This window comes from Agaricicola taiwanensis (assembly GCF_014635245.1).
Taxonomy (GTDB): Bacteria; Pseudomonadota; Alphaproteobacteria; order Rhizobiales; family Methylopilaceae; genus Agaricicola; species Agaricicola taiwanensis.
In genome coordinates this window covers 1269045-1287794 of the sequence record NZ_BMCP01000001.1, presented here as the reverse complement: position 1 = coordinate 1287794, position 18750 = coordinate 1269045, and the positions used below count along the sequence as shown (strand labels likewise).

The following is an 18750-nucleotide window of genomic DNA, read 5'->3' as shown; positions in this document are numbered from 1 at the left end:
AAACTTCAAGCGGTGATCTGCGCTGCCGCCGTGAAGAGATCATCGACTTCTTGGTCGGATAACCCGAGGGTTGCAGCCATGCTGGCGATTGTCGGACTGTCACGGCGAAATTCAACCGCGTATTCCCAGGCGTCCTGGGTTTGCTCATCGGCTGAGTTTATGGCCGTTTCTACGGCATCTAGAAGGCCTGCGAGGCGCAGGGCAGAGCGAGCCTGGAAAGCAGACACGCAGTCCGGCGCCGGTGCGTCGGCAAGATCCAAAACCTGCTCCGGGCCGTCTTCCCCCATGACGAAGGTGTAGCCAGTCACGATCTTGCCATCTGGCACTTTGGCTGGAGAGACGCGCCAAACATTGATGGCCTCCAATTCGTCGTCGGGCCATAGTTCAGTTATCATCCATGGATGCCGCGCGCCGCTAGACGTGATGGTGCTGCCCGGCTGAATCTCGACAAGTGAGCCGGCCTGATTCTGAACGATGAACATGGCGCCTCACGGAATGAAATGAATACGGAGGATTGGGTTCTTCATCGTCGTGTCTGTGTCCTCGGTCCATCCAGTCGTATTGCCTGACTGATCTCCAACTTTGCGGCCGTTTGCGACCTGTATGGTTGGGGAGTTAACTGAAATTCCAGAGGATGAAACATAGACGCCCGGATAGTAGGTGTCTGAGGACCCTACGAGATAGGGCGCAGTCAACTCAAAACGCTGCCAGCCTGCCCCCGCATGGGAAAATGCTTGGCTCAGCATAATCTCATACTGCCCGGCGGCCACTCGACGGGCGATCTTGAGAGAACCTGTTGTTGCGGCACTCGCATAAACGCTGATCGCCAAGATCTGTGCATTGTTCGGGATCGACCAGCCACGGCTGAAGGTGGTGAAGTTGACGTTGTTGCCAGCCTGCGGTGTGTAACCTCCGTCTAGCTCCCTCTCCAACATTGTGTGGATGGGCATGATTCCCGGCAGCATCAGGCTACTGCCTTGAGGATTCCGGTGATCACGGCGACCGTGGACGACCTGAAGAACCCTACAATGTAATCTTGCGCGTTTGCTGCGGTGGACAGAGCCGGCAGCACCGCTCCCGGTGCTTTCCAGTTGGTGCCATAGGAGATCGTCCGGCTGCCCGTGGCGTCCTGCTTGATCGCGATGATGAAGACCTGCCCCGGCTTACCGTTGGAGGGGTTTGCCAGCGTGAAATTGCCCGTCACCGGGTCGACGGATTTGTTGAAGTTGCCCGTTCCGAAATCGAGCGTGATGGTTGCGGCATAGGCTACGGCTTCAAAGTCCGCCTCGGTCCACACGACATCGGTGGTCAGGATGCGATCAGGCGTGTTCCCGATCCACTGGACTGCTGTCGCCTCTTTGGCCGTAAGCCCAGCCGGCGTAACGGCTCTTGTTGTGTCCGTGCCGGTCTGCACCTCCGCATTGGTCGCCAGTTCAACAACGCCCGTCGCTGAGGTCGTCGCGGGCTGCTTCAGAGCGGTGAAAGCGTCCGGTGCGGACGTAGCTCCAGTGCCACCGTTGGCGATATTCAGTGTGCCGGCTAGCTCGATGGTGCCTGTCGATGTGATCGGCCCGCCGCTCGTGGTTAGGCCCGTCGTGCCGCCTGAGACATCGACGCTGCTCACGTCGCCAGAGCCGGGAGGCCCCTGCGGTCCTTCTGGCCCTTCTGGCCCAGCACGTAACGTGAAATCAAGGATCGCATCGCCCGCCGTGCCGACATTCACGACAGCGGCTTGCCCCTCGTAATCGACGTCGGTGACCGTGCCAATGGAAACCGTTGCTGTCTGCCCGATGCCTACGGGATACCATGCGATCGCGAGAATATCGCCATCTTCAAAGTCCGCGCCACGGGCGATGAGGCTCACCGGAACCTTGCGGTAGGTTGCGCCAGACGTGACGGTGCTCGTTACCTGCACCCGCAGCCATTTGGCGGGATTGGTGGTGTCCTGAAGATGAAGTTGACCCCGGTTATCGGTGTTGCCCGTGTCATCGAGGCCGTCCCATATGGCCGAAACGACGGCACCGCTTTCCTCCAGGTCATCGAAATAAAGATACGCGATCGCGGCGAGGTTGGTGGTGTTCGCCGCCACATGAGAGCCGCCTGGATCCGCGTCCGTGACAGCCGCGGCGTTCCATATCTGGCTGATCGTTGCGGCCCGGCCCGGCACGCCGGCTGCTCCGGGCAAGCCACGACGACCCGTGGAGAAAGACAGGCGCAGATTATGAACGCTCATCGCGGGCCCTCGAAAATGGGAAGATCGCCCTCGTAGGGCTGGCTGGTGTCGGCGCCGTCCTTGAAGACGATGGCGAGGCGATAATTGCCCGGTTGAAGGCAGGCCAAGGCGTCGGCGCGGATGGTGATAGAGAACTCGCCATTTTCGGGAACCTCCTTCACCACGCGGCCATCAGAGGTTGATGCCTGAACCCTGGCGCATCCCAGATGATCCGAGAGGGTGACGAAGATCTGGCTATCGGTAATGTCGAGCGGCGTGCCGTCATCATTCGCAGCATCAACCGTCATGATGAAATCGGCGCGGTTCGACTGAGGAGGGAGCGGGCCGAACTGCGTCATGACGCATTCACGCTGTCGACGTAGCCGCTGCATGAGAGGATAGATGCAATGGTGCTGCTCGTCGGTACGTTGGAAGCGTAGTACAGATTGCCGTCTTCTATAGGGAAATCGAATGGCACAGCGTTGACGCCATAGCTTGTGCCGCCTGATCCTGACACAATGCACGGTGGATAATTCACCCCGGTATCTGCCGAACCGTAGCCGCTGTTGGGGGCGACCACACCGGCCTGGTTGGTGGAGAACGCCATCACGCGCAACGTTCCAAGAACCCTCTGCGCAGTTGTGGGGATAACCCCAGACAGTGAAATAGTTGAGAAGGTTGGTGTTGCGATGCTGCCTTGGGCACCGCTCGTGAGCTGCCTCATCAGTCCGAACCGGGCGACATTCCCGCGCTGTACATATTTGGAGAAGTTGCCAGATGCGTCGGTTTTCGCGGCTCCGACCCGAAGAAGATGGGTGTACCCACTCGGCAGCGTTGGTGCCGTAGGCGAAAGGCTGGACAGCCCTGCAACATCCTGCCCATCCCCCCAGATCAGAAAGTGGTGATACCAGGTGTTGCTGGCCCTGGCGCCCTCGTCCAGGCCGTTGACGCCGGTTGTGGTCGTGTTGATGGTTAGATCAACCCCTGAGAACAGGGCACTGAGGCCAGAGGTTGCCGTTGGTGCATCCCCCAGCAAAACGGCATAATCCGCCACGATATCGACGCTCGTGTTTGGCGTGCTGGCATTGTTGCGGACGACAAGACCTTTAGCTGCGGGAAGCAACGCCATCGTGTCCCGGAAGGTCTGCAAGTCAATCACATGGTCGGGTAGTATCTTAGGCATGATCAGACCTTCACATAGATGGGGCCGATGGCGCTGTAGTCCGGCAACGTAAGAGGCTTGTTGGCGCTCCAGTCAGCATCCGCCGTGGCGCCACGCCCGCCGATCACCTCAAGGGGCGTTTCGTCTGCCGATGAATTGTTCCAAAGGAACTTGTAAAGAGCCTCATAGGAAGCATTGGCACGATCAGCGCCGGAGCTTGCCGAGCCGATAGTGGAGCCGTCCAGCAGGACGCGGCCGACAATGGTTGCGGTCGAGTAGACCAGAACGATATCACCGGTCGCCAGCAGCGCCCCATCAGGGATATCTCCGCCACCTCCGCCGCTATCCGTTCCCTCCTGATCCGTGTAGATGATCGGATAGTCTTCCAGAACGACGCCGTTGCTGTCCTCGACACGAAGACGATAGGTATCGTTCTCCGCGAGATAGATCGCCGGAACCACGCCATAAGCGTCCGCAAGGACAGGATGGGTATGAGGAACCGTCAGCGCGTCGTCGGTATAGACGGCCTTTGGCGTTCCAGTATTGGCAAGGAAGAACGACAACCGAGCACCGGGGACATACTGCCCCTGCTTGGTGATCTGTGTTCCTGCCCTGGGGAAGAGATAGGCCATGGCGGCTCCATAGAAAAAGCCCCGGTTCTGGCCGGGGCTCGACTCTTATTTCTAAGGCTGATGTGATGTTCCCCTAACTAGCTGGGGAAGAATCAAATGGACGAGATTGAAGAACAGGCGAAGACCATCTGTGCAGAAAGAGCACGCCGTCTTGGCCCAGTAGACCACCAAGGAAACCCTTGGATCTGGACGCGAGAGCTAGTCGATGAATTGACTAGAATACGGCTGGAGCTGACCGCTCTTCGGCAAGAACGCCAGAAGGGCTGACTGCCCAATCCTCGACAATCCTCGCCGCCATCTGCAAGACTCTGCGTCCGGAATCGCGGTCATAGGCGAGTTCGGACGCTATTTTAAGGGCCTTCTGGCGTTCGCTCTGTGATATTAGATGGGCGATACCTTCCATGATATGCTCCTGTTTTTGGGGGGATGAATGCAGGCTCTTCACTACATCGCTCAGATTGCGATCTTTATCGGGTCCTCGTATTTCTATTACCGAGACATGCTCGATAATGGGTATCCGGCAGATGGCATGACCGCCGGCGCCTCCTTTATGGGCGCCACCCTCACCGTTCTGGCCTTTGCGACCGCCACTATGTGGATCAGCCGAGGACTATCGGCGCTCTCGCGTCGTCGTGGGGAGCGTCACGAGATTCCGCGTAAGGTCCTCAAGCGATAGTGGTGCAGCCTGGTTCTGGAGGACCTGATTGCCGAGATATTGGCGTCCGAGGTTTGACAGTGCGCCGCGCCCCACAGCCCATGGGATAGCCGCGCCAGCCAATGCGCCGGCAACGTACCCAGGACCACCGGCAATATGCCCGCCAACGCCTGCACCTGCGACTGACGCAAGCGTTGTTCCAAGGTTCTGCGCCCGCGTCCTCACCGAGGTGCCGCTGTCCGCCAGCGGCTTCATGACGACGGTTCCCGCTCGCGCCAACTCATTGAAATCACCCTTGCCGCGAGCGTAGTTGCGCTTGTTCCCCTTTGCCGCCGCAGCGCGTAGGGCCTGCGGGGTGATTAGGCCTTCCGCCGCTTGGGCACCCGCGCGAGATACGGCGTCCTCAATGACGCTCAGGTTGGCATACTCCCGCCGCGCTTCGCGCCACGCGCCCATGTCCTGCCGGTTCGTTCGGTAAATCGAGCGCTCCATTCCATCATCCAGCGCATCGCGGACCTTTCGGAGTGCTTGGGACAGGCTGGGATCCGACATTTTGAGAGCCTGAACATCCTTGGTGAGATCAGACCGAAGGCTCTGGTAGAAAGCGCCAGGGATGCCCTGTCCGTTGTTGGCTGCCGTGGATGCCGCAGTGACGATATCATTCAGGGTTTCGCTCACCACGGGTGACTGACGGCTCGCCGCGACCTTCTTCCCATACTCCTGCAGCGAGTCCGCAAGCTGTTTGGACAGCTTGTTGTCCACGAGCAACTGGTTACGGGCGGAAAGGTCCGCGAACTTCTGCCCGACAGCGGTAAAGGCGGCATCGATCACCTCAGGCGTGGCGCGCGGGGCATTGATCCCAGCCCTTTTCAACGCCGCTTGCGTGAATTGCTCTGCCTGCCTCTCCATGAAGTTTGCGCCAGCGGACCCGCCTAACTCGCTTTCGATGGCCTGAAGATTGCGGCTTCCCGTGCGCTGTCCCGCCGTTACTTCCACGCCCTCTTTGGCGAGCGTATTGACCATTGCCTCCCGTGCCGGGGACGATGGCGCGGGCGTAATTGCCCGAGATCCTGCCGCAGCCGTGACACCTCCGGCAATCCCCCCGAGGAAGCGCGCCCACGGTTCAAGATCAGTGCCTTTGGTCAGTTGCCCTGCCGTCTCGGACCCGATGGCAGGCGCGGCGACCTGAGTGACCGCCCTGCCGGCAAGGCTCGTGCCTCCACCAAGAAGGCCGGGGGCGAACTCGCCGACTGTACGGGCGTACTCGCCCACCGTGGTTTCAGGCTTGTGCAGGGTGGCGTCCATGGTCTGTCGGGCGCTGTCCTGAATACCTGTCAAAGCTTGGGTGACTGGCGAAGCCTGCTCAAGGAGCGCTTTTGTTTCGGGCGTGACAATGCCGACCGCCTCTCCTGCGCGATCGATCTGACGCTGCAAGAACCGCCCCGCCGTCACCGGAAGCATGGCGAATTCCGCAGCGCCTCGCACGAGACCAGAGCCGAACGACTGGGCCACGTCCTGCCCGGTGCTGGTTTCCTGCGGGCCGCCGAACTGCTTGCGCATCACGCCTGTGATCGTGGCATTGTCCGTTCCGTCCGGGAACTCGACAACCGTTCCGTCAGGACCCTCTACCTCGATCATTCAAGCGCTCCCGTTGCGGGATTGTATCGCAGCCTCTTCGGCGCCTGCTGTGACTGTGCCGCTGGCTGCTGCCCGGCGCGCTGCTGGGCTCTTGCTTTGCTTGCCTGAACGATGTCTCGCAGCTCTTTGAGCGCTGCGCGGTAGTCCTCTGCGCGCTGCGAGGTGCTGAGGCGGCCAATTGCCTGAGTAGCCTTCTGGCCTTCAACTTCCGTGATTTGACCGCCACCCTTCAAGCTCTCGAATGCCTGTAGGAACGCCTGCCCTTCCAGCATACGGGCGCGCTCGCCAAACCGATAAGCCTCAGTGCCGGGAACTGCCTGCCGCCAGGACATGATACCTGTGGCGCTCGACAATGCTGGGTCGTTCAACACACCGTCGATGGTGGAGATCATGTTGTCAGCGGTTGCTAAAGTGCTCGGGAGATTGGCCGTAGCCTCGCCTTCGGCCTTGCCCTCAGCCTTAGCCCGCTCCGCACCCGCGAGATCCTTTTGAACCTGCCCGATGGGCTGCCGCGATATGGGATCGAGGAGAACGAAATGCGTTCCCGCATCGAGCCGGATCGGCTCTTTGGACAGCGTGACCCCTTCCGGGAGCTGCGTCTGAACCGCGGTTCCATCGGCGCCGAGCTGCAGAAGAACAGGATTTCCGTTCGCATCCACCCCATATTGTGGATTGAGGCCACGATTGACATTGCCACCATTTGCGCCGGCGCTATGAGCAACCGTCACTGAGCCATCCCGGCCAATGCGCAAAAGGTCATTGCCCACCACCTTGTAATCAGCCTGGCCGCCGCGCATGTCCTTGAGGATTCCCATCGCCATGGCACGTCCGGATGGACCCATGTTGCCGAGCTCAATCAGTTGTTCACGGGTGACGCGGGGAGCCTGAGCGGCGATCTCCATGACCTGGGTGTTTGAAACCGGAGAGGCCGTGGTCATGCTGCTTGCGTTTGGGTCGATGCCAAGCAAGCGCGCCGCCTTCTGTCTATGGCCCGCCATCTGCTGGTTGACCTTATCGGCCACAGTCCCAGGAGCCCCGCCATTGTTCGCATCGGAGGCGTTGTACCGACCTACCCTGCCGGCATTGATGGCACTGTAGATATCGAGGAGTCCCATCCCGGGCTTTACGCCAGTCGCATCAAGATAACGCCCGATGGCACCATTTGCGCCGAGCTGGCTGTCAACTGGGTTGCTCCAGTCAACACCGTATTGTTTCGCTTGAGGTTCACCAAACTGAATGAACCCTCGATGCCTACCATACTGAGTGGTAGGGCCCGCTTTGGTTGGGTCGAAGGTGCCGCCTGTCTCATACGAAATGGCTGTAGCCATATCCAGAGGATCGAGCCCACGAGACTGGGCAAGTTCCATGATCCCCCTGGCGATGGCCGAATTGCTGACCATCTGCCCCCCTTGCGGCTGCGCAAAGGCCGCGTGGGCCGTGTTAACGCGCTGCTGCGGCGTGGGCGTTTCGGTGGTCAGTGACGCGGGGACAGCCGTTCCGAGATCTGCCAGCGGCGATGTCGAGATCGCTTGCTGCTCTGGGAGGAAGTAGTCCACGCCCTTGGCGAAGGCATTGCGGGCTTGGCGTTCATCTCGCCATCCTTTGATGCTCCCGCCCAGGGTTGCCCCGAGGTTCGCCAGTGGGCTGAAGTCAACGGCGGGAGGTCCGAAGTTGGGAACGCTTATGTTCATCACCGACCCCCAAAAGCGCCGGTCGGAGAAAACATGCCAGCGCCGCCCTGGCCTCCGAACATTCCCATAGCCAGATTGCCCAGCCCGGTCAGCGCGCTCATGCCGAAGTTAAGGCGGTTCGCCGCTGCCTGCTGACCTGCCATGAGACCTGCAGCACCTGCCTGGCCGACGCCTTGCGCAACCTGGAGATCCTGATTGCCCTTCTGAAGCGCGATATTGGCTCCGAGACCGGCAAGACCCGTATCAAGCCCGGCCTGCTGTCCGGCGACTTGCGCACCCATTGAGGTCAGGCCTGACATCCGGTTGAGCCAGTCGTCATATTCCTGATCAGCGATGCCCTGTGATCGATCAGCAAGAGCGATCATTGCGTTCCCGCTGTTCAGCATCCCGCCCGCACTTGCGGCTCGTGCTCCCGCCTTTGCGGCTGCGTCCTGCGCGAACTCGTACCCCGGCCCGGTCTGAAACGCGGCTACTGCCCTCTCGTTGCCACCAGGGCCATTAAGCCCCATGGCATCGCCGTAGATCCCCGCCGCCTGCGTTCCAAGCCCAGCAAAGGGCGAAAACCGCTCTTGGGCATCCCCATAAAGCCCCTCGGCCGTGGAGTAGGCATCATCGAGATACTTCCGGGCGCTGTTCCCGGCTGTGCCAAGCTCTGCGGCAAGGAAGTTGGCCGCCTTACGACCCGCCGTGCCAGAAAATGGAGATGCCATGTCAGGACGTCCTTTAAGGAGTAGGTTCTTCTTCAGGTGGCGGCGTCAGCGCAGCGACGGCCGCCTGCAGCTCACGGATGCGACGCTCAACGCTCGCGATGTACTTCAGAAACTCCGGCGTCTGCCTTCCTTCGCTATCGACAATGGAGGCGGAGGAATGAGGAGGAACGGAATCGAACATCACGCACCCAATTCAACTGGATCGGTCACGCCGCCGAAGACGCTGAAATAAACCGGGTCGGCATTCGCAAGGCGCCAGACGCGGCCCTTGCCCTTGGTCTTCCCGCACATCGCGACCATGACGCGCCTGGAGTATTCGCCTTGCTTTCCGATGGAGACGCGACGGGGCGGATTGAATGTGTTGCCGCCATCGTCAGACCAAGACACATCCATGATGGGGTTGGTCTCGATAGGGACTTGCCCGCCGGCCATTCCCTGCCCGGTTCCGATGTCGAAGTGCGCGCTCGGGAACAGCAGGTTTGACGGGAACGAGTGCTGAGGGGCGCTCTCGACAACGCCGACGATCTGCTCGCCATCCTCGGAGAAGACGGCATCGTTCACGAAATAGAGCTTGTCGCCATAGGCATCGCCCACGATCCAGCCATCAAATGCCTTGGCGCTCTGCGATGCCCGCCAGCGCGGCAGACCATAGCTGTGCCGCTCATGCCATTTCTGCGTGGTCAGGTTGAATTGGAAGGTCCAGTCCGGCGACGAAAGCGACCAGATGGCATGCGGTCCATGCGAGAACACCGCCGCCTCAAGTGTCGCCTTATCGCCCACCCTCTCGATAAGACGCGATAGAAACGGCGGCGAGATCCGAACCGGCGTGTTTCCATTCAGGATGTAGACGTTGTTATCGTCTGCGACCCAGATAAGTTCGTTCGTCCATCCGTTCTCATATCCGGCGACCGCATAGGGTCCCGCGAGACCACGAGGGATGACAGGACCGGCAGAGAACGGGAAGCCTTCGGGATTACCCGTGTTCTGATAGAACTGGATGGAGTTCTGCCCCATGAGGGCGAGGCGATCCCCAATGAACACCCCACGCAACAGGCCGTCCGGCCGCGCGTCGGCGGTCGTGAAATCAAGAGCATTCACCGTCACATCGTTGATGCCCGACGCGAAGCAGCGGCCGTCGCGAATGGTCCAGAAGAAGAACCCCGCCCCGTAAGTCACCGAATTTGTTTGCGGCAGGTTCTCCGGGTTCAGTTCCGTGACACTCGTAAGCGTCAATTGGTAGTCGCCAGACTCGCAGGTCAGGACCACATCAGGCGTTGGAGCCTTGTTGTTCCGCGAGATGAACACCTTGTCGGTGCCGGGGACAATCCCTTCAATTTCCGGCGCCCCGCCGTCAAGGATCGTGATGGAGTAGCCGCCGTCCGCCGAGACGATATAGATCGCCTTCTGGCCGAACACGCCAAATAGCCCGCCGTTCACCTCCAGAAGCCCCCGGCAAGGCCCATGCCCCGTTGCAAGGGCCCTCAGAAGGCCAGGAACGCGCCTCCGCAGCCACGACCAGCGGGCGCCCTCCTGAAGCTTCTCCGCATACATATTGATGAGGCGGCCGGCGCTCTCGTGCGGGCGCTCACCCGGCGCTGTCTCGATGGGGAAGATTATATCCGCCATCGGCAGTTCCCCCACCAGGGTTCAATGGTGAGATTCCGCTTGCCGGACTTGGCGCGCGCCGCACGGCGCAAGGCGGCCTCGGAACCGTCTTTCGTGACGCCCTTGGCCGCCAGAACCGTCAGCGGCATGGAGAACGGAGCCGCCGCATTGATCGCGATGCGCTGCGCCAGGGGGATGAACACCGCGTCATCAAAGCTTTCGGTGCTCGCCAGGGAAATCACGTTATCGGTGTTGAGGGTGGCAATGGTCGGGTTGATCTGCTCCTCAATGGCCTCACTCTCTTCAGCCGACAGGGTGCCCGCGCCGAACATCAACTCGTAAACATGCTTGATCAACTCGGTGCGGGTTTTCATGGGGTCAGCCCTCGGCCTTGATCAGGCGGATTGCATCTGGCTTGTTCTTCGGCGTCTCGCCGGTGCGGCCGATGCAGAGCTTCTTGAGGGCAAACCAGGGCAGGTCTTCCCACTTCTCGGGAAGTTCCGCCGTGTTCTCATCGATGCGAGGCGGCACGCGGTCAGGGTCGATATCCTCGCCCCGTTCCTTGGTCGCCTTCTCGTCCTTGGTGTCGTAGTGCGCCGGGCTGTCTGCATAGCCCGCCGGCAGCTTCTCGCCTTCCTTCAGGTGGAACAGCTTGGCTGTCCCGTCCTTGGCATAGCCATAGGTCGGCGTGGTCTTTTCCTGTGCCATGTCGGGGTTTCCTTCTGTGGCTGGATTAAAAAAGGGGCAGCAGATGCCGCCCCTTCGCTAATTCTCCACTCAGGCCGTGCCGCTAAGGCGGGTAGCCAGACGCCGGTCAATGGTCTTCTTGCCGTAGAGGATATCCAGGCGCCACGAGGACACATCGTTCACGCCGTCATAGACAGGGATGACGCGAACATTGAGACCCTTGTAGCTCTGCCGGCCCACATCGACCGCGCCCGGAGGCGAGACGAGCGGAACGGCAACCATTGCGAAGGCGTTCTTGTGGAACACCATGTTCTGACGATAGCCGGTCGATGCAGTGCCCATGAAGGTGAGCGCGGCATTGTCAGCCGGAGCGGCAGAAACGTTCTGGAATGCACCAGAGGCGACGATCGCGGGCGCAATCGTAATCGTCGCATTGCCCGAGCCATCAGAAGACGCGGCATTGACCACCGTGAACTTCTTCAGGAAGGGCAGAACCGCCTTGGTGACCGGGTTCACGTCATAGACGCCGTTGATGGTGAACACATCACCGGCATTGACGCGAGCGGCCGCAGCAGCCGTCCAGCCATCGGTCACGAGCGTCTGAACGCCTGTGTCCTTCACGCTGGCGTAGGTCACATCCTGATCCGCGCCGTTTACCAACGGAGTGCCACCAAGCGGGCCGACAACATGCGTCGGGACGTTCTGCGACATGTAGGTGTCGACGTCACCGATCATGCCGATGGCGCCACGGCGGTATGCCTGACCGTTGATGCTGTTGTTGAACAGCGCGGTCTGCGATCCAGCGAGTGCCCAGTGATCCGAAGGCGACAGGACGGAGTTGCGCGAGTCCTGCGGAACCGCGATTTCGTCCAGTCGCTCAGGACCCTTGGAGAAGTCGCTGAAGCTGTCGATGGTCTGGCCCGGCGTGCCGACCCAGTTGGGGACGTCCTTGTAAAGGGACATCAGATCCACATCGACCGCATTTGCCAACTGGATCATAGCCGGCCGGATCACGCGCTCGGACAGTTCACCGATGTTCAGGGTCAGTTCCTGCGAGGTGAACTTGAAGTCAACGCCCTTGCGCTGGTCGATGGTGAGGGAGGTCTTGCCTTCCGTGACATCCTGCGCCGCGAGAACGGCGCCATCACGAACGGTGAAGTCCGCGGGTTTGCGAATGGTGATGGTATCACCGATCTCGTACCCGTTGATCTTCTTCTCAAATTCATCCTCGTAGCCCCGGTAGACGAGCTTGCCCATCACCAGTTCGTTTTCGAGAATGCGCACCGCAGCCTTGGCCACGATGGAGGCGGTAAGCGTGGTATTCGCCATGGTCTGTCAACCTTGAATGGCGGCAGTCACCCGTAGGTTTTCTTCAGCCAGGCATCCAGGTCGGACTCGGGGCTCTTGGGAGCCGCGCCGCCTTTCAGACTGGTGCCGGGGGGTGGTGCCTTGGTTTGCTTGTTCGGGGTTGGCAAAGACAGGCGGGACTCAAGGCGACCGATTTCCCGCGCAGCGGCGCGTTCGGTCATGCCGTTCAGTTCGCGAACCTTCTCGGGATGCTTTGCGAGGTAGTACGTGAGGTGCGGGCCCTTATCGCTCTCGACAATCAAGAGCTTCACGGCATTCGACACCTCGCCTTTGAAAGAGGTTACAACCGCGTCGTAATCCTTGAGATGCTGGCGCACCTCTTTTTCGCGGTCGCTGTATTCTTCTCCGAGCTGGCGGTAATGCTCCTGCTGACGGGCGTGGATTTCGCGTTGCGCTTCCTTTGCCCGATCTTCGGCCGCCGCTTTCCGCATCTCGTAGACCGTCTTGGCCCGCTCATATGCGAAAAAGTCGTCTTTGAAGTCCTCTTCCTTCGGCTCCGGCCCAATGTCGACTGAGATCCCGCTGTCCTGGCCGCCAGCACTTGTTGAGCGCCGGTCAAGCTCTGCGCGGAGTTCCGCAATCTGACGCTTCAGGCGCTCCGTTCCAGAACGGCGGCGCTTGGGGCGGTCATCTTCCTCGTCTGCATCGTCGTCGGCTCGGTCTTCTGAACCTTCGTCCTCTGTCTTCGTTTTCGCCTCGCCCTCGCCTTCTTCAATCTCGGCTTCGGGTTTGGCGTCAGACTGTTCGCTTTCGGCCGGCGCTCCATTGGCGTCCTGCACGTCGGTCTGGATGTCATCCTCGTCTGTCATGTTTGGTCCATGAAAAAAGCCGCCTCAGTGGGCGGCTGCTCATCATCGCGGCTGGCACCTCGTGCGCCTGCCTGCGTGAAGCTCCTAAAGGACGGCTAGAACGTCCATCTGCCAGCTGGTGAAGTCGGTGTGGCCAGACACGCGCTGGAAAATCGCAACCATGTCGGCGGTCGCGCCCTTCGGGCACACGGGACGCGCGGCTCGGGCGGAATTGGTTCCGGTGTTCACCAGCTCGGTGGCCGTGAACGTCACGCCGTCAGCACTGTCGTACCGCTCCAGCTTGCCCGACCCGTCGGTGTACCGAGCGAGATAGACGCGGATGCCGTCATGCGGCTCCTGTGCGAAGTCAAAGCCGGGGAAATAGGTCGGGTTGTTCGTCGGGCTGAAGCTCGGCGTTGCCGCCACCACGTCGCTTTCAGTCCAGCCGCCCTCGCCTTCGAGGGAAACCTTGTACATCGGACTGCTGTTGTCGGCCGTGACGAAATCGCAGATACCAATGGCCTTGCCATCCGCACGCACTGAAAGCAGGCGCTGGGAATGTCCTGACTCTGGCGTGCGGACCAGTTCACACTCAGTGTCATCCAGCACTGGCGTGTTCGGCAGATCATCGTAGATGTTGCCGAGCACCGTCCCGGAAACCAGCACATCGCCATTGGTCAGGTCGAGATAGAACCGCTTGATCAGGTTGCTGCTGTTGGATGGATGCTGCTGGGTGTAATAGGTGACCACGCCGCTTTCGTCGGCCTCGGCTGGATAGATGTACCAGTTGCCGATACCGCTGCTGGCGCTGACGCCTTCGAATATGCGCTTGCGCCGCGTCCAGGTGTCGCCATCGTCGTCCGAGGTGAAAACATCCCAGTACCGATTGCTGCCGCCCTGCATGACGAAGAACAGGCGGCCGGCCCATTGGTGGAACTGGTCATAAGTTACATCAGCCAGCGCCGAAACTTCCACTTCCGCGCCGAGGTCGCCCACTTGGTTCGTGGCTGACCGACGGAAACGGGACACTCCATCCTCGCCGTGGCCGTTGTAGCCGGTAATCAGGCGACCATCGGGGAGGAAGTCGACCCAGCCGGTGGAGTGGTCATCGAGACCATAGACGCCGGCAGTCAGCCGGAACACGTCCTCCACGATTCCGCGCTGATCCATCTGGACGATGAACTGCGAGCCGGGCTCTCGATAGCTGATGCCGACGAAATAGGTTTTGCCGAGCCGCGTGATGGCCTGCGGGCGGTTCCACCATGAATAGCCCAAGCCCTTCACATGGCCGTACCCGGAAAGCATCTCGACTTCGACGTTGCTCAACTCGCGCTCGGTCCAGATCACGATGCGGTCAATGCTGCCGTTCCATGGGCGCAGGCCATCGAAGCGGTTGCCGAGGGTGAAACGGGTCATGGTCGCCAGCCCGCCCGCTGTATCGGTCTTCAGGTTGTCTATCGTCGGACCCGACACGCCAACGCTTGCCGCGAAGTCGTTAGCCTTGAACCGCGCCGCCACGTTGATCTGCATGCTCGCGAAGGCCGTGCCGTTGGGGTCGAGCGTGGCAACCGTAGAGCCGCCTGTGGTCACCGCAGTGCGGATCTTGGAGACGCTGTGCCGGCCGATGTAGACGAAGTTATCGGTCTCGGAGGTGTTGCCGTCGTCGGCACTGAACAGAAACTCCAGCGTCGAGATGGAAGCAGACGAGCTCGCCACACCGGTGCCTCGGACGCAGAAGCTTGTCATCCCGGCCGGCGCGGCAACGTTATAGCCGCCGCCTGTAACAGGCGTGAGGACACCCGCCGTTTCCGCCTCCGCCAGCGTATAGTTCACACCATCCAGGCGAACGCGGTCGTTCTGCGGGTCGAAATCCAGAAAGGCATTCGGCGTCCACCACTGGCTGATTGGCTCGGGATCAGGCGCCGCCCCTCCTCCACCATGCGCTCGCGTCACTGAGTTGAGTGCAAGGCAGGCCGTCAGCATCAGACTTCCTGCACCGTGCCGTAACACATACCGACGATGGCCGTTGCCGTGGTGCCCGTCGCAAGCACCTTCCGGCACTGGATCGGCAGAATGGACCCCGCCAGAACGCCCACAAACGTCACCACGTCGCGGTTCTGAGTTTCCACGGACACGTCACCCGCACCACCGATGTAAAGCGCCGCCGGACGACGCACGAACACGGCGGTATCGCTCGGGGTCACCTCAAAGGCACCCTGCGCCGTCACCGGCTCAAAAGGCTGTGGCATGGTCTGGCGTCCTTACTGAACGGATTGGGGTTGTGCGGACTGCATGGCGCTCGCCATCTGCCGCCGCTTGATGTCGAGATCCAAAAGCTTGATCTCGTATTCCACGTCTGCAATGCGCTGCTTCTGCGCGAGCTCTTGCTCCCGCGCAGCGATGTCCATCTGATCGCGCTGGGCATCCACCTGCGCTTTCATCATCTGGACTTGCATATCCAACTGCGTCTTCTGCGCGTCTGCTTCGGCCTTGGCAGCTGCGGCGACTGCGGCCGGGTCTTGCTGTGGCTGTGCAGCCGCCATCGCCTGTTGCGCGGCCTGCATGGCCTTCGGGTCGCCCGATTCCTGAGCCTCCTCCGCCTGAATGGGCGGGGGCAACATGTGCCGAACACGCTTGGCGAGTTGGTCGGCGTTCGGCCAATCCTGATTCTTCGCCATGATGTCCATGATGAGCGGCGCAACAGCCGGATTCGCCTGCATGAACGTCTGCATCCCTTCGCGCGCTTCCTCGCGCCGTGTCGAGAACGCCGGGCCTGTCTTCAGAACCACGTCATAGGAACCGATCGTCACGTCATTGAGGACGCGTGACACCTCCCCATCAATGGCCTGTCCTTCAGGCTGATTGATCTGCACCTGATCAATCTTGCCGTCCTCGCCAAGGATGCGGATCGTGCGGGCCGTGTCGTAGATCTTCGGGATCAGGTCCACGAGAATTTCGCCGGTATAGCGCACCGCCCGGTTGAAGTTGTCGATGTAGACGAACGAGCCTACATCGCCCTCGCGCTGCCGTGCTTCAATCGCCCTTCCGCTGGTCTCATTGCTCCTGGCGCCGAGCGAGGCGTCATAGATGCCGATAACCGACTTCATATCGTCGGAGGCGCGGAGAAGCCCTTGCTCAAGCCCCTGCGAGCTTACCGGAGGCGTCGTGCGCGAAGGCTGCTGACCACCGTTCGCCGGGTCCGGGGTGTACGGAAGATATGGCTGATTGGCGCTGTTGGCGTTCGCCCATTCGGATTCGAAGTTCTCAAAGTTCTTCTCAGTCCCGACAAATGGCGCCTTGGGCTGAAGCGCCACAATCTCGGTCTGCGCGGCGGCATAATAGTTGTACATGCGCTGCGGGTCTTTGGCGTAGCGCACCTTGCCATGGCGATAGCGGTCGCGGCCGATGCGAACTTCCTGACCGATGACGGGCACAATCGGGATATGCCTGCCAATCCAGTCTTCAGGCCCCTCGAGGACCTCCTTTGCCGTCAGGAGATAGCGGACCACCTTCGTTCCGGGGCGCTCTTCAACCCGCGCCGTCGTGTCCATCTGCATTATGTATTCTAGAGCCCTGCCACGGTCGTCCTTGTCCAGCGAGGTCAGGTCGTTGATGTCACCGTTCGAGCGGAGCACCAGAAGCCGCTTGATCGGCTTCTTCACCCAATACTCTGCAACCCTCACGTGATCGTCGCTGCACCATCCCTCCGGCACGCCTTCACCGAAGTCGACGGCGGAAGCATCGGGATACTGCTCTTCGAACGCCTCGCGGCTCATGTCGACGGGGACAAAGCACCATTTGGCGTCCTCGCGCGTCGGCTGGATCGCGTCAGGGTCCCAAATGACCGAAACGCCGTCCTCAATTCCCTCAATCAACAGCTCTTGTTCGAACGTGCTGTCGCTGGCGTACTCATGCTTCACGCGCCAGTGGCCAATACCGCATGCCACCTGACTGTCGGCGGCCGCGAAGTATGCCGCCTCTGATGAACGACGCCCTTCCACATAGCGGATGAGGCCTGCGAAAATATCGGCAGTCTCTTCGTCCGCCTGATCGTCAACCGGAACGATCTGGATCGCCGGACGCATCAGGCGCATATCGCCGGTAACCTGATTCAGGAACTCCGGTATTTTGTTGATGGTGAGGACGGGGCGCCCTTCTGCCTCCCTCATCTTCAGGGCTCGTTCATCCCACTGGTCGGAATGCGTGCGAGCGGCGCGAAACTTTAGATCCTCGTATGCCTCTTCGATGTTCGTCTGTTCGCGCTCATAGCCACGGTCATAGCGCTTCATGGCCTCGCGCACGATGTCGTCCCCGCCGTCCTTTGTCTTGGACTCGGGCTTATCGTTTACGGCATCGTTCATCAGGCACCCATCCAGCCGCCAGCGCGAACAAGCGCGGCTTTCTTCTTCTTGGCGGTCTTTGGCTCTTCCATCGCCACGGCGAAGTATCGAAAGGCGTCCGCCCCGTGCGAGGCTTCATCGTGAAGCGGATTCTTGCTGTATTGCTGCGTGTCAGGGTCCACGTCGTAGCGATAGCGACGCAGACAGGTCAGACCGTCTGCCGTCTTCTCTTCATCAAACCAGCATCGCCCGAAGACAGTGCGCGCGGCGTTGATGCCGTCGGCCACCCCGATCTTCGGAACGATGGACACCTTCCGTCCAATATCGCGCATCTGCTGTTCAATCGTGCGCTTGGCCCCGAGCTGCTCGTTCTGCGCGTCGTGCGGCAAGTGATCCTCGCCGTAGACGTATCCCCGCCCCTGCAGGATGCCGAGGTAATGATCCAGCGCGTAGCCTCTGTTCTCGTAATAATCGACCACGCGAAACTCGAAGCCGACCACCTGAATGAACCAGATGCTCGTCTTGTCGGCGCGGCCCAAGTCCCAAAAGGTATGAACCGGCACCCCAGGCACATAAGGCACGCGGCCAATGCGCCCTTGCTCTGTCGCTGCCCGGATCTCGTTCGCGTAAATCGCGCCATCGAGGACCTGCTTGCAGTGGCCTTCCCACACCGTCAGATAGGCGTCATGGTCTCGCTGCTTCAGGTCTTCCATTTCCTGCTGTAGAACTTCAGGGAACCATGGATTGTCGGACCAGTTGAGCTTTTCGACCTTCGCGCCGGTTGGGGGCGACAGGACAAACCTCTTATAAGTCTCGTCGCTGTCCAGTTCCGGGTTGAACGACACCCAGATTTCCGACCCCGGCTTGCGGATCGTCGGTATCAGCTTATCCCACGATGTCTTGGAGACGTTCGCCGCCTCCTCCACCCATGCGATATCGATGCCTTCCTTGGACTTGATGTTGTCGACGTTGTGCTTCAGTCCGGCGAAGATGAAGAGCGTCCCGTTGCGCCCTCTGATCTCCGTCTGAAGCACCTCGTAGAATTCGTTCAGCCCTAGAGCGTCGATCTGGTCCTTCAGGAGCTGATGCACGCTTTCCTGAATGGACTTCTGGATCTCACGAGCGCAGAGCACCCGCAGCGGGTCCATGGCACCGAGCACCAGAAGCGCCCGAGCTATTCCCCAACTCTTCGCGCCTCCGCGTCCCCCGTAGAGGATTTTGTATCGAGCCGCATCGAACAAGAACTGCATCTTGTCCGGGAA

Annotated in this window: 18 protein-coding genes; all 18 read right to left on the bottom strand. The window is 60.5% G+C overall.

The genetic code is table 11. The features are described from left to right. Positions 1-5 precede the first annotated feature (5 nt). A complete protein-coding gene (locus tag IEV58_RS06200; RefSeq protein WP_188408786.1) occupies positions 6-482 on the bottom strand; it encodes a hypothetical protein in 477 nt (158 codons plus the stop codon). Positions 483-488: 6 nt separating this feature from the next. Next, positions 489-965, bottom strand: a complete 477-nt coding sequence (locus IEV58_RS06195; protein ID WP_188408785.1) for a hypothetical protein — start codon at positions 963-965, stop codon at positions 489-491. After that, entirely contained in the window at positions 965-2233 is a 1269-nt protein-coding gene (locus IEV58_RS06190) for a hypothetical protein (protein WP_188408784.1), read from the bottom strand. The genes IEV58_RS06195 and IEV58_RS06190 overlap by 1 nt, the downstream gene beginning before the upstream one ends. Beyond that, positions 2230-2571, bottom strand: a complete 342-nt coding sequence (locus IEV58_RS06185) for a hypothetical protein (RefSeq protein WP_188408783.1) — start codon at positions 2569-2571, stop codon at positions 2230-2232. The genes IEV58_RS06190 and IEV58_RS06185 overlap by 4 nt, the downstream gene beginning before the upstream one ends. Further along, entirely contained in the window at positions 2568-3395 is an 828-nt protein-coding gene (locus IEV58_RS06180; protein WP_188408782.1) for a hypothetical protein, read from the bottom strand. Before IEV58_RS06180 ends, IEV58_RS06185 begins: the two co-directional genes overlap by 4 nt. Positions 3396-3397: 2 nt before the next feature. After that, positions 3398-4006 (bottom strand): hypothetical protein, encoded by a 609-nt coding sequence (locus IEV58_RS06175; protein ID WP_188408781.1) that lies wholly within the window; start codon positions 4004-4006, stop codon positions 3398-3400. 610 nt (positions 4007-4616) lie between these two features. Further along, a complete protein-coding gene (locus IEV58_RS06170) occupies positions 4617-6299 on the bottom strand; it encodes a hypothetical protein (protein WP_188408780.1) in 1683 nt (560 codons plus the stop codon). Continuing rightward, positions 6296-7990 (bottom strand): hypothetical protein, encoded by a 1695-nt coding sequence (locus tag IEV58_RS06165; protein WP_188408779.1) that lies wholly within the window; start codon positions 7988-7990, stop codon positions 6296-6298. The genes IEV58_RS06170 and IEV58_RS06165 overlap by 4 nt, the downstream gene beginning before the upstream one ends. Further along, positions 7990-8700, bottom strand: a complete 711-nt coding sequence (locus IEV58_RS06160; RefSeq protein ID WP_188408778.1) for a hypothetical protein — start codon at positions 8698-8700, stop codon at positions 7990-7992. Before IEV58_RS06160 ends, IEV58_RS06165 begins: the two co-directional genes overlap by 1 nt. 180 nt (positions 8701-8880) lie before the next feature. After that, a complete protein-coding gene (locus IEV58_RS06155) occupies positions 8881-10326 on the bottom strand; it encodes a packaged DNA stabilization protein (RefSeq protein WP_188408777.1) in 1446 nt (481 codons plus the stop codon). Continuing rightward, complete coding sequence (locus tag IEV58_RS06150; protein WP_188408776.1) at positions 10314-10679, bottom strand: hypothetical protein; 366 nt, start codon at positions 10677-10679, stop codon at positions 10314-10316. The genes IEV58_RS06155 and IEV58_RS06150 overlap by 13 nt, the downstream gene beginning before the upstream one ends. 4 nt (positions 10680-10683) lie before the next feature. Next, positions 10684-11013: a hypothetical protein gene (locus tag IEV58_RS06145; protein ID WP_188408775.1), complete on the bottom strand. Its 330-nt coding sequence runs from the start codon at positions 11011-11013 to the stop codon at positions 10684-10686. A 69-nt stretch (positions 11014-11082) separates the two neighbouring features. Continuing rightward, complete coding sequence (locus tag IEV58_RS06140; protein ID WP_188408774.1) at positions 11083-12321, bottom strand: P22 phage major capsid protein family protein; 1239 nt, start codon at positions 12319-12321, stop codon at positions 11083-11085. A 26-nt stretch (positions 12322-12347) separates the two neighbouring features. Beyond that, a complete protein-coding gene (locus tag IEV58_RS06135; protein WP_188408773.1) occupies positions 12348-13169 on the bottom strand; it encodes a hypothetical protein in 822 nt (273 codons plus the stop codon). Positions 13170-13253: 84 nt separating this feature from the next. After that, the gene (locus tag IEV58_RS06130; protein WP_188408772.1) at positions 13254-15131 is read right to left on the bottom strand and encodes a hypothetical protein; all 1878 of its coding nucleotides are present in this window, start codon (positions 15129-15131) and stop codon (positions 13254-13256) included. Further along, complete coding sequence (locus IEV58_RS06125) at positions 15131-15397, bottom strand: spike base protein, RCAP_Rcc01079 family (RefSeq protein WP_188408771.1); 267 nt, start codon at positions 15395-15397, stop codon at positions 15131-15133. Before IEV58_RS06125 ends, IEV58_RS06130 begins: the two co-directional genes overlap by 1 nt. 12 nt (positions 15398-15409) lie before the next feature. Further along, on the bottom strand, positions 15410-17509 hold the full coding sequence (locus IEV58_RS06120; protein WP_229729209.1) for a portal protein: 2100 nt from the start codon (positions 17507-17509) through the stop codon (positions 15410-15412). Next, positions 17509-18738: a PBSX family phage terminase large subunit gene (locus IEV58_RS06115; protein ID WP_229729255.1), complete on the bottom strand. Its 1230-nt coding sequence runs from the start codon at positions 18736-18738 to the stop codon at positions 17509-17511. Before IEV58_RS06115 ends, IEV58_RS06120 begins: the two co-directional genes overlap by 1 nt. Between the last annotated feature and the right edge of the window lie 12 nt (positions 18739-18750).

What these genes read in the sequence shown, in the direction of transcription:
- IEV58_RS06200 (WP_188408786.1), bottom strand. Translation starts at nt 482, where the DNA reads ATGTTCATCGTTCAGAATCAGGCCGGCTCACTTGTCGAGATTCAGCCG.
- IEV58_RS06195 (WP_188408785.1), bottom strand. Translation starts at nt 965, where the DNA reads ATGCTGCCGGGAATCATGCCCATCCACACAATGTTGGAGAGGGAGCTA.
- IEV58_RS06190 (WP_188408784.1), bottom strand. Translation starts at nt 2,233, where the DNA reads ATGAGCGTTCATAATCTGCGCCTGTCTTTCTCCACGGGTCGTCGTGGC.
- IEV58_RS06185 (WP_188408783.1), bottom strand. Translation starts at nt 2,571, where the DNA reads ATGACGCAGTTCGGCCCGCTCCCTCCTCAGTCGAACCGCGCCGATTTC.
- IEV58_RS06180 (WP_188408782.1), bottom strand. Translation starts at nt 3,395, where the DNA reads ATGCCTAAGATACTACCCGACCATGTGATTGACTTGCAGACCTTCCGG.
- IEV58_RS06175 (WP_188408781.1), bottom strand. Translation starts at nt 4,006, where the DNA reads ATGGCCTATCTCTTCCCCAGGGCAGGAACACAGATCACCAAGCAGGGG.
- IEV58_RS06170 (WP_188408780.1), bottom strand. Translation starts at nt 6,299, where the DNA reads ATGATCGAGGTAGAGGGTCCTGACGGAACGGTTGTCGAGTTCCCGGAC.
- IEV58_RS06165 (WP_188408779.1), bottom strand. Translation starts at nt 7,990, where the DNA reads ATGAACATAAGCGTTCCCAACTTCGGACCTCCCGCCGTTGACTTCAGC.
- IEV58_RS06160 (WP_188408778.1), bottom strand. Translation starts at nt 8,700, where the DNA reads ATGGCATCTCCATTTTCTGGCACGGCGGGTCGTAAGGCGGCCAACTTC.
- IEV58_RS06155 (WP_188408777.1), bottom strand. Translation starts at nt 10,326, where the DNA reads ATGGCGGATATAATCTTCCCCATCGAGACAGCGCCGGGTGAGCGCCCG.
- IEV58_RS06150 (WP_188408776.1), bottom strand. Translation starts at nt 10,679, where the DNA reads ATGAAAACCCGCACCGAGTTGATCAAGCATGTTTACGAGTTGATGTTC.
- IEV58_RS06145 (WP_188408775.1), bottom strand. Translation starts at nt 11,013, where the DNA reads ATGGCACAGGAAAAGACCACGCCGACCTATGGCTATGCCAAGGACGGG.
- IEV58_RS06140 (WP_188408774.1), bottom strand. Translation starts at nt 12,321, where the DNA reads ATGGCGAATACCACGCTTACCGCCTCCATCGTGGCCAAGGCTGCGGTG.
- IEV58_RS06135 (WP_188408773.1), bottom strand. Translation starts at nt 13,169, where the DNA reads ATGACAGACGAGGATGACATCCAGACCGACGTGCAGGACGCCAATGGA.
- IEV58_RS06130 (WP_188408772.1), bottom strand. Translation starts at nt 15,131, where the DNA reads ATGCTGACGGCCTGCCTTGCACTCAACTCAGTGACGCGAGCGCATGGT.
- IEV58_RS06125 (WP_188408771.1), bottom strand. Translation starts at nt 15,397, where the DNA reads ATGCCACAGCCTTTTGAGCCGGTGACGGCGCAGGGTGCCTTTGAGGTG.
- IEV58_RS06120 (WP_229729209.1), bottom strand. Translation starts at nt 17,509, where the DNA reads ATGAACGATGCCGTAAACGATAAGCCCGAGTCCAAGACAAAGGACGGC.
- IEV58_RS06115 (WP_229729255.1), bottom strand. Translation starts at nt 18,738, where the DNA reads ATGCAGTTCTTGTTCGATGCGGCTCGATACAAAATCCTCTACGGGGGA.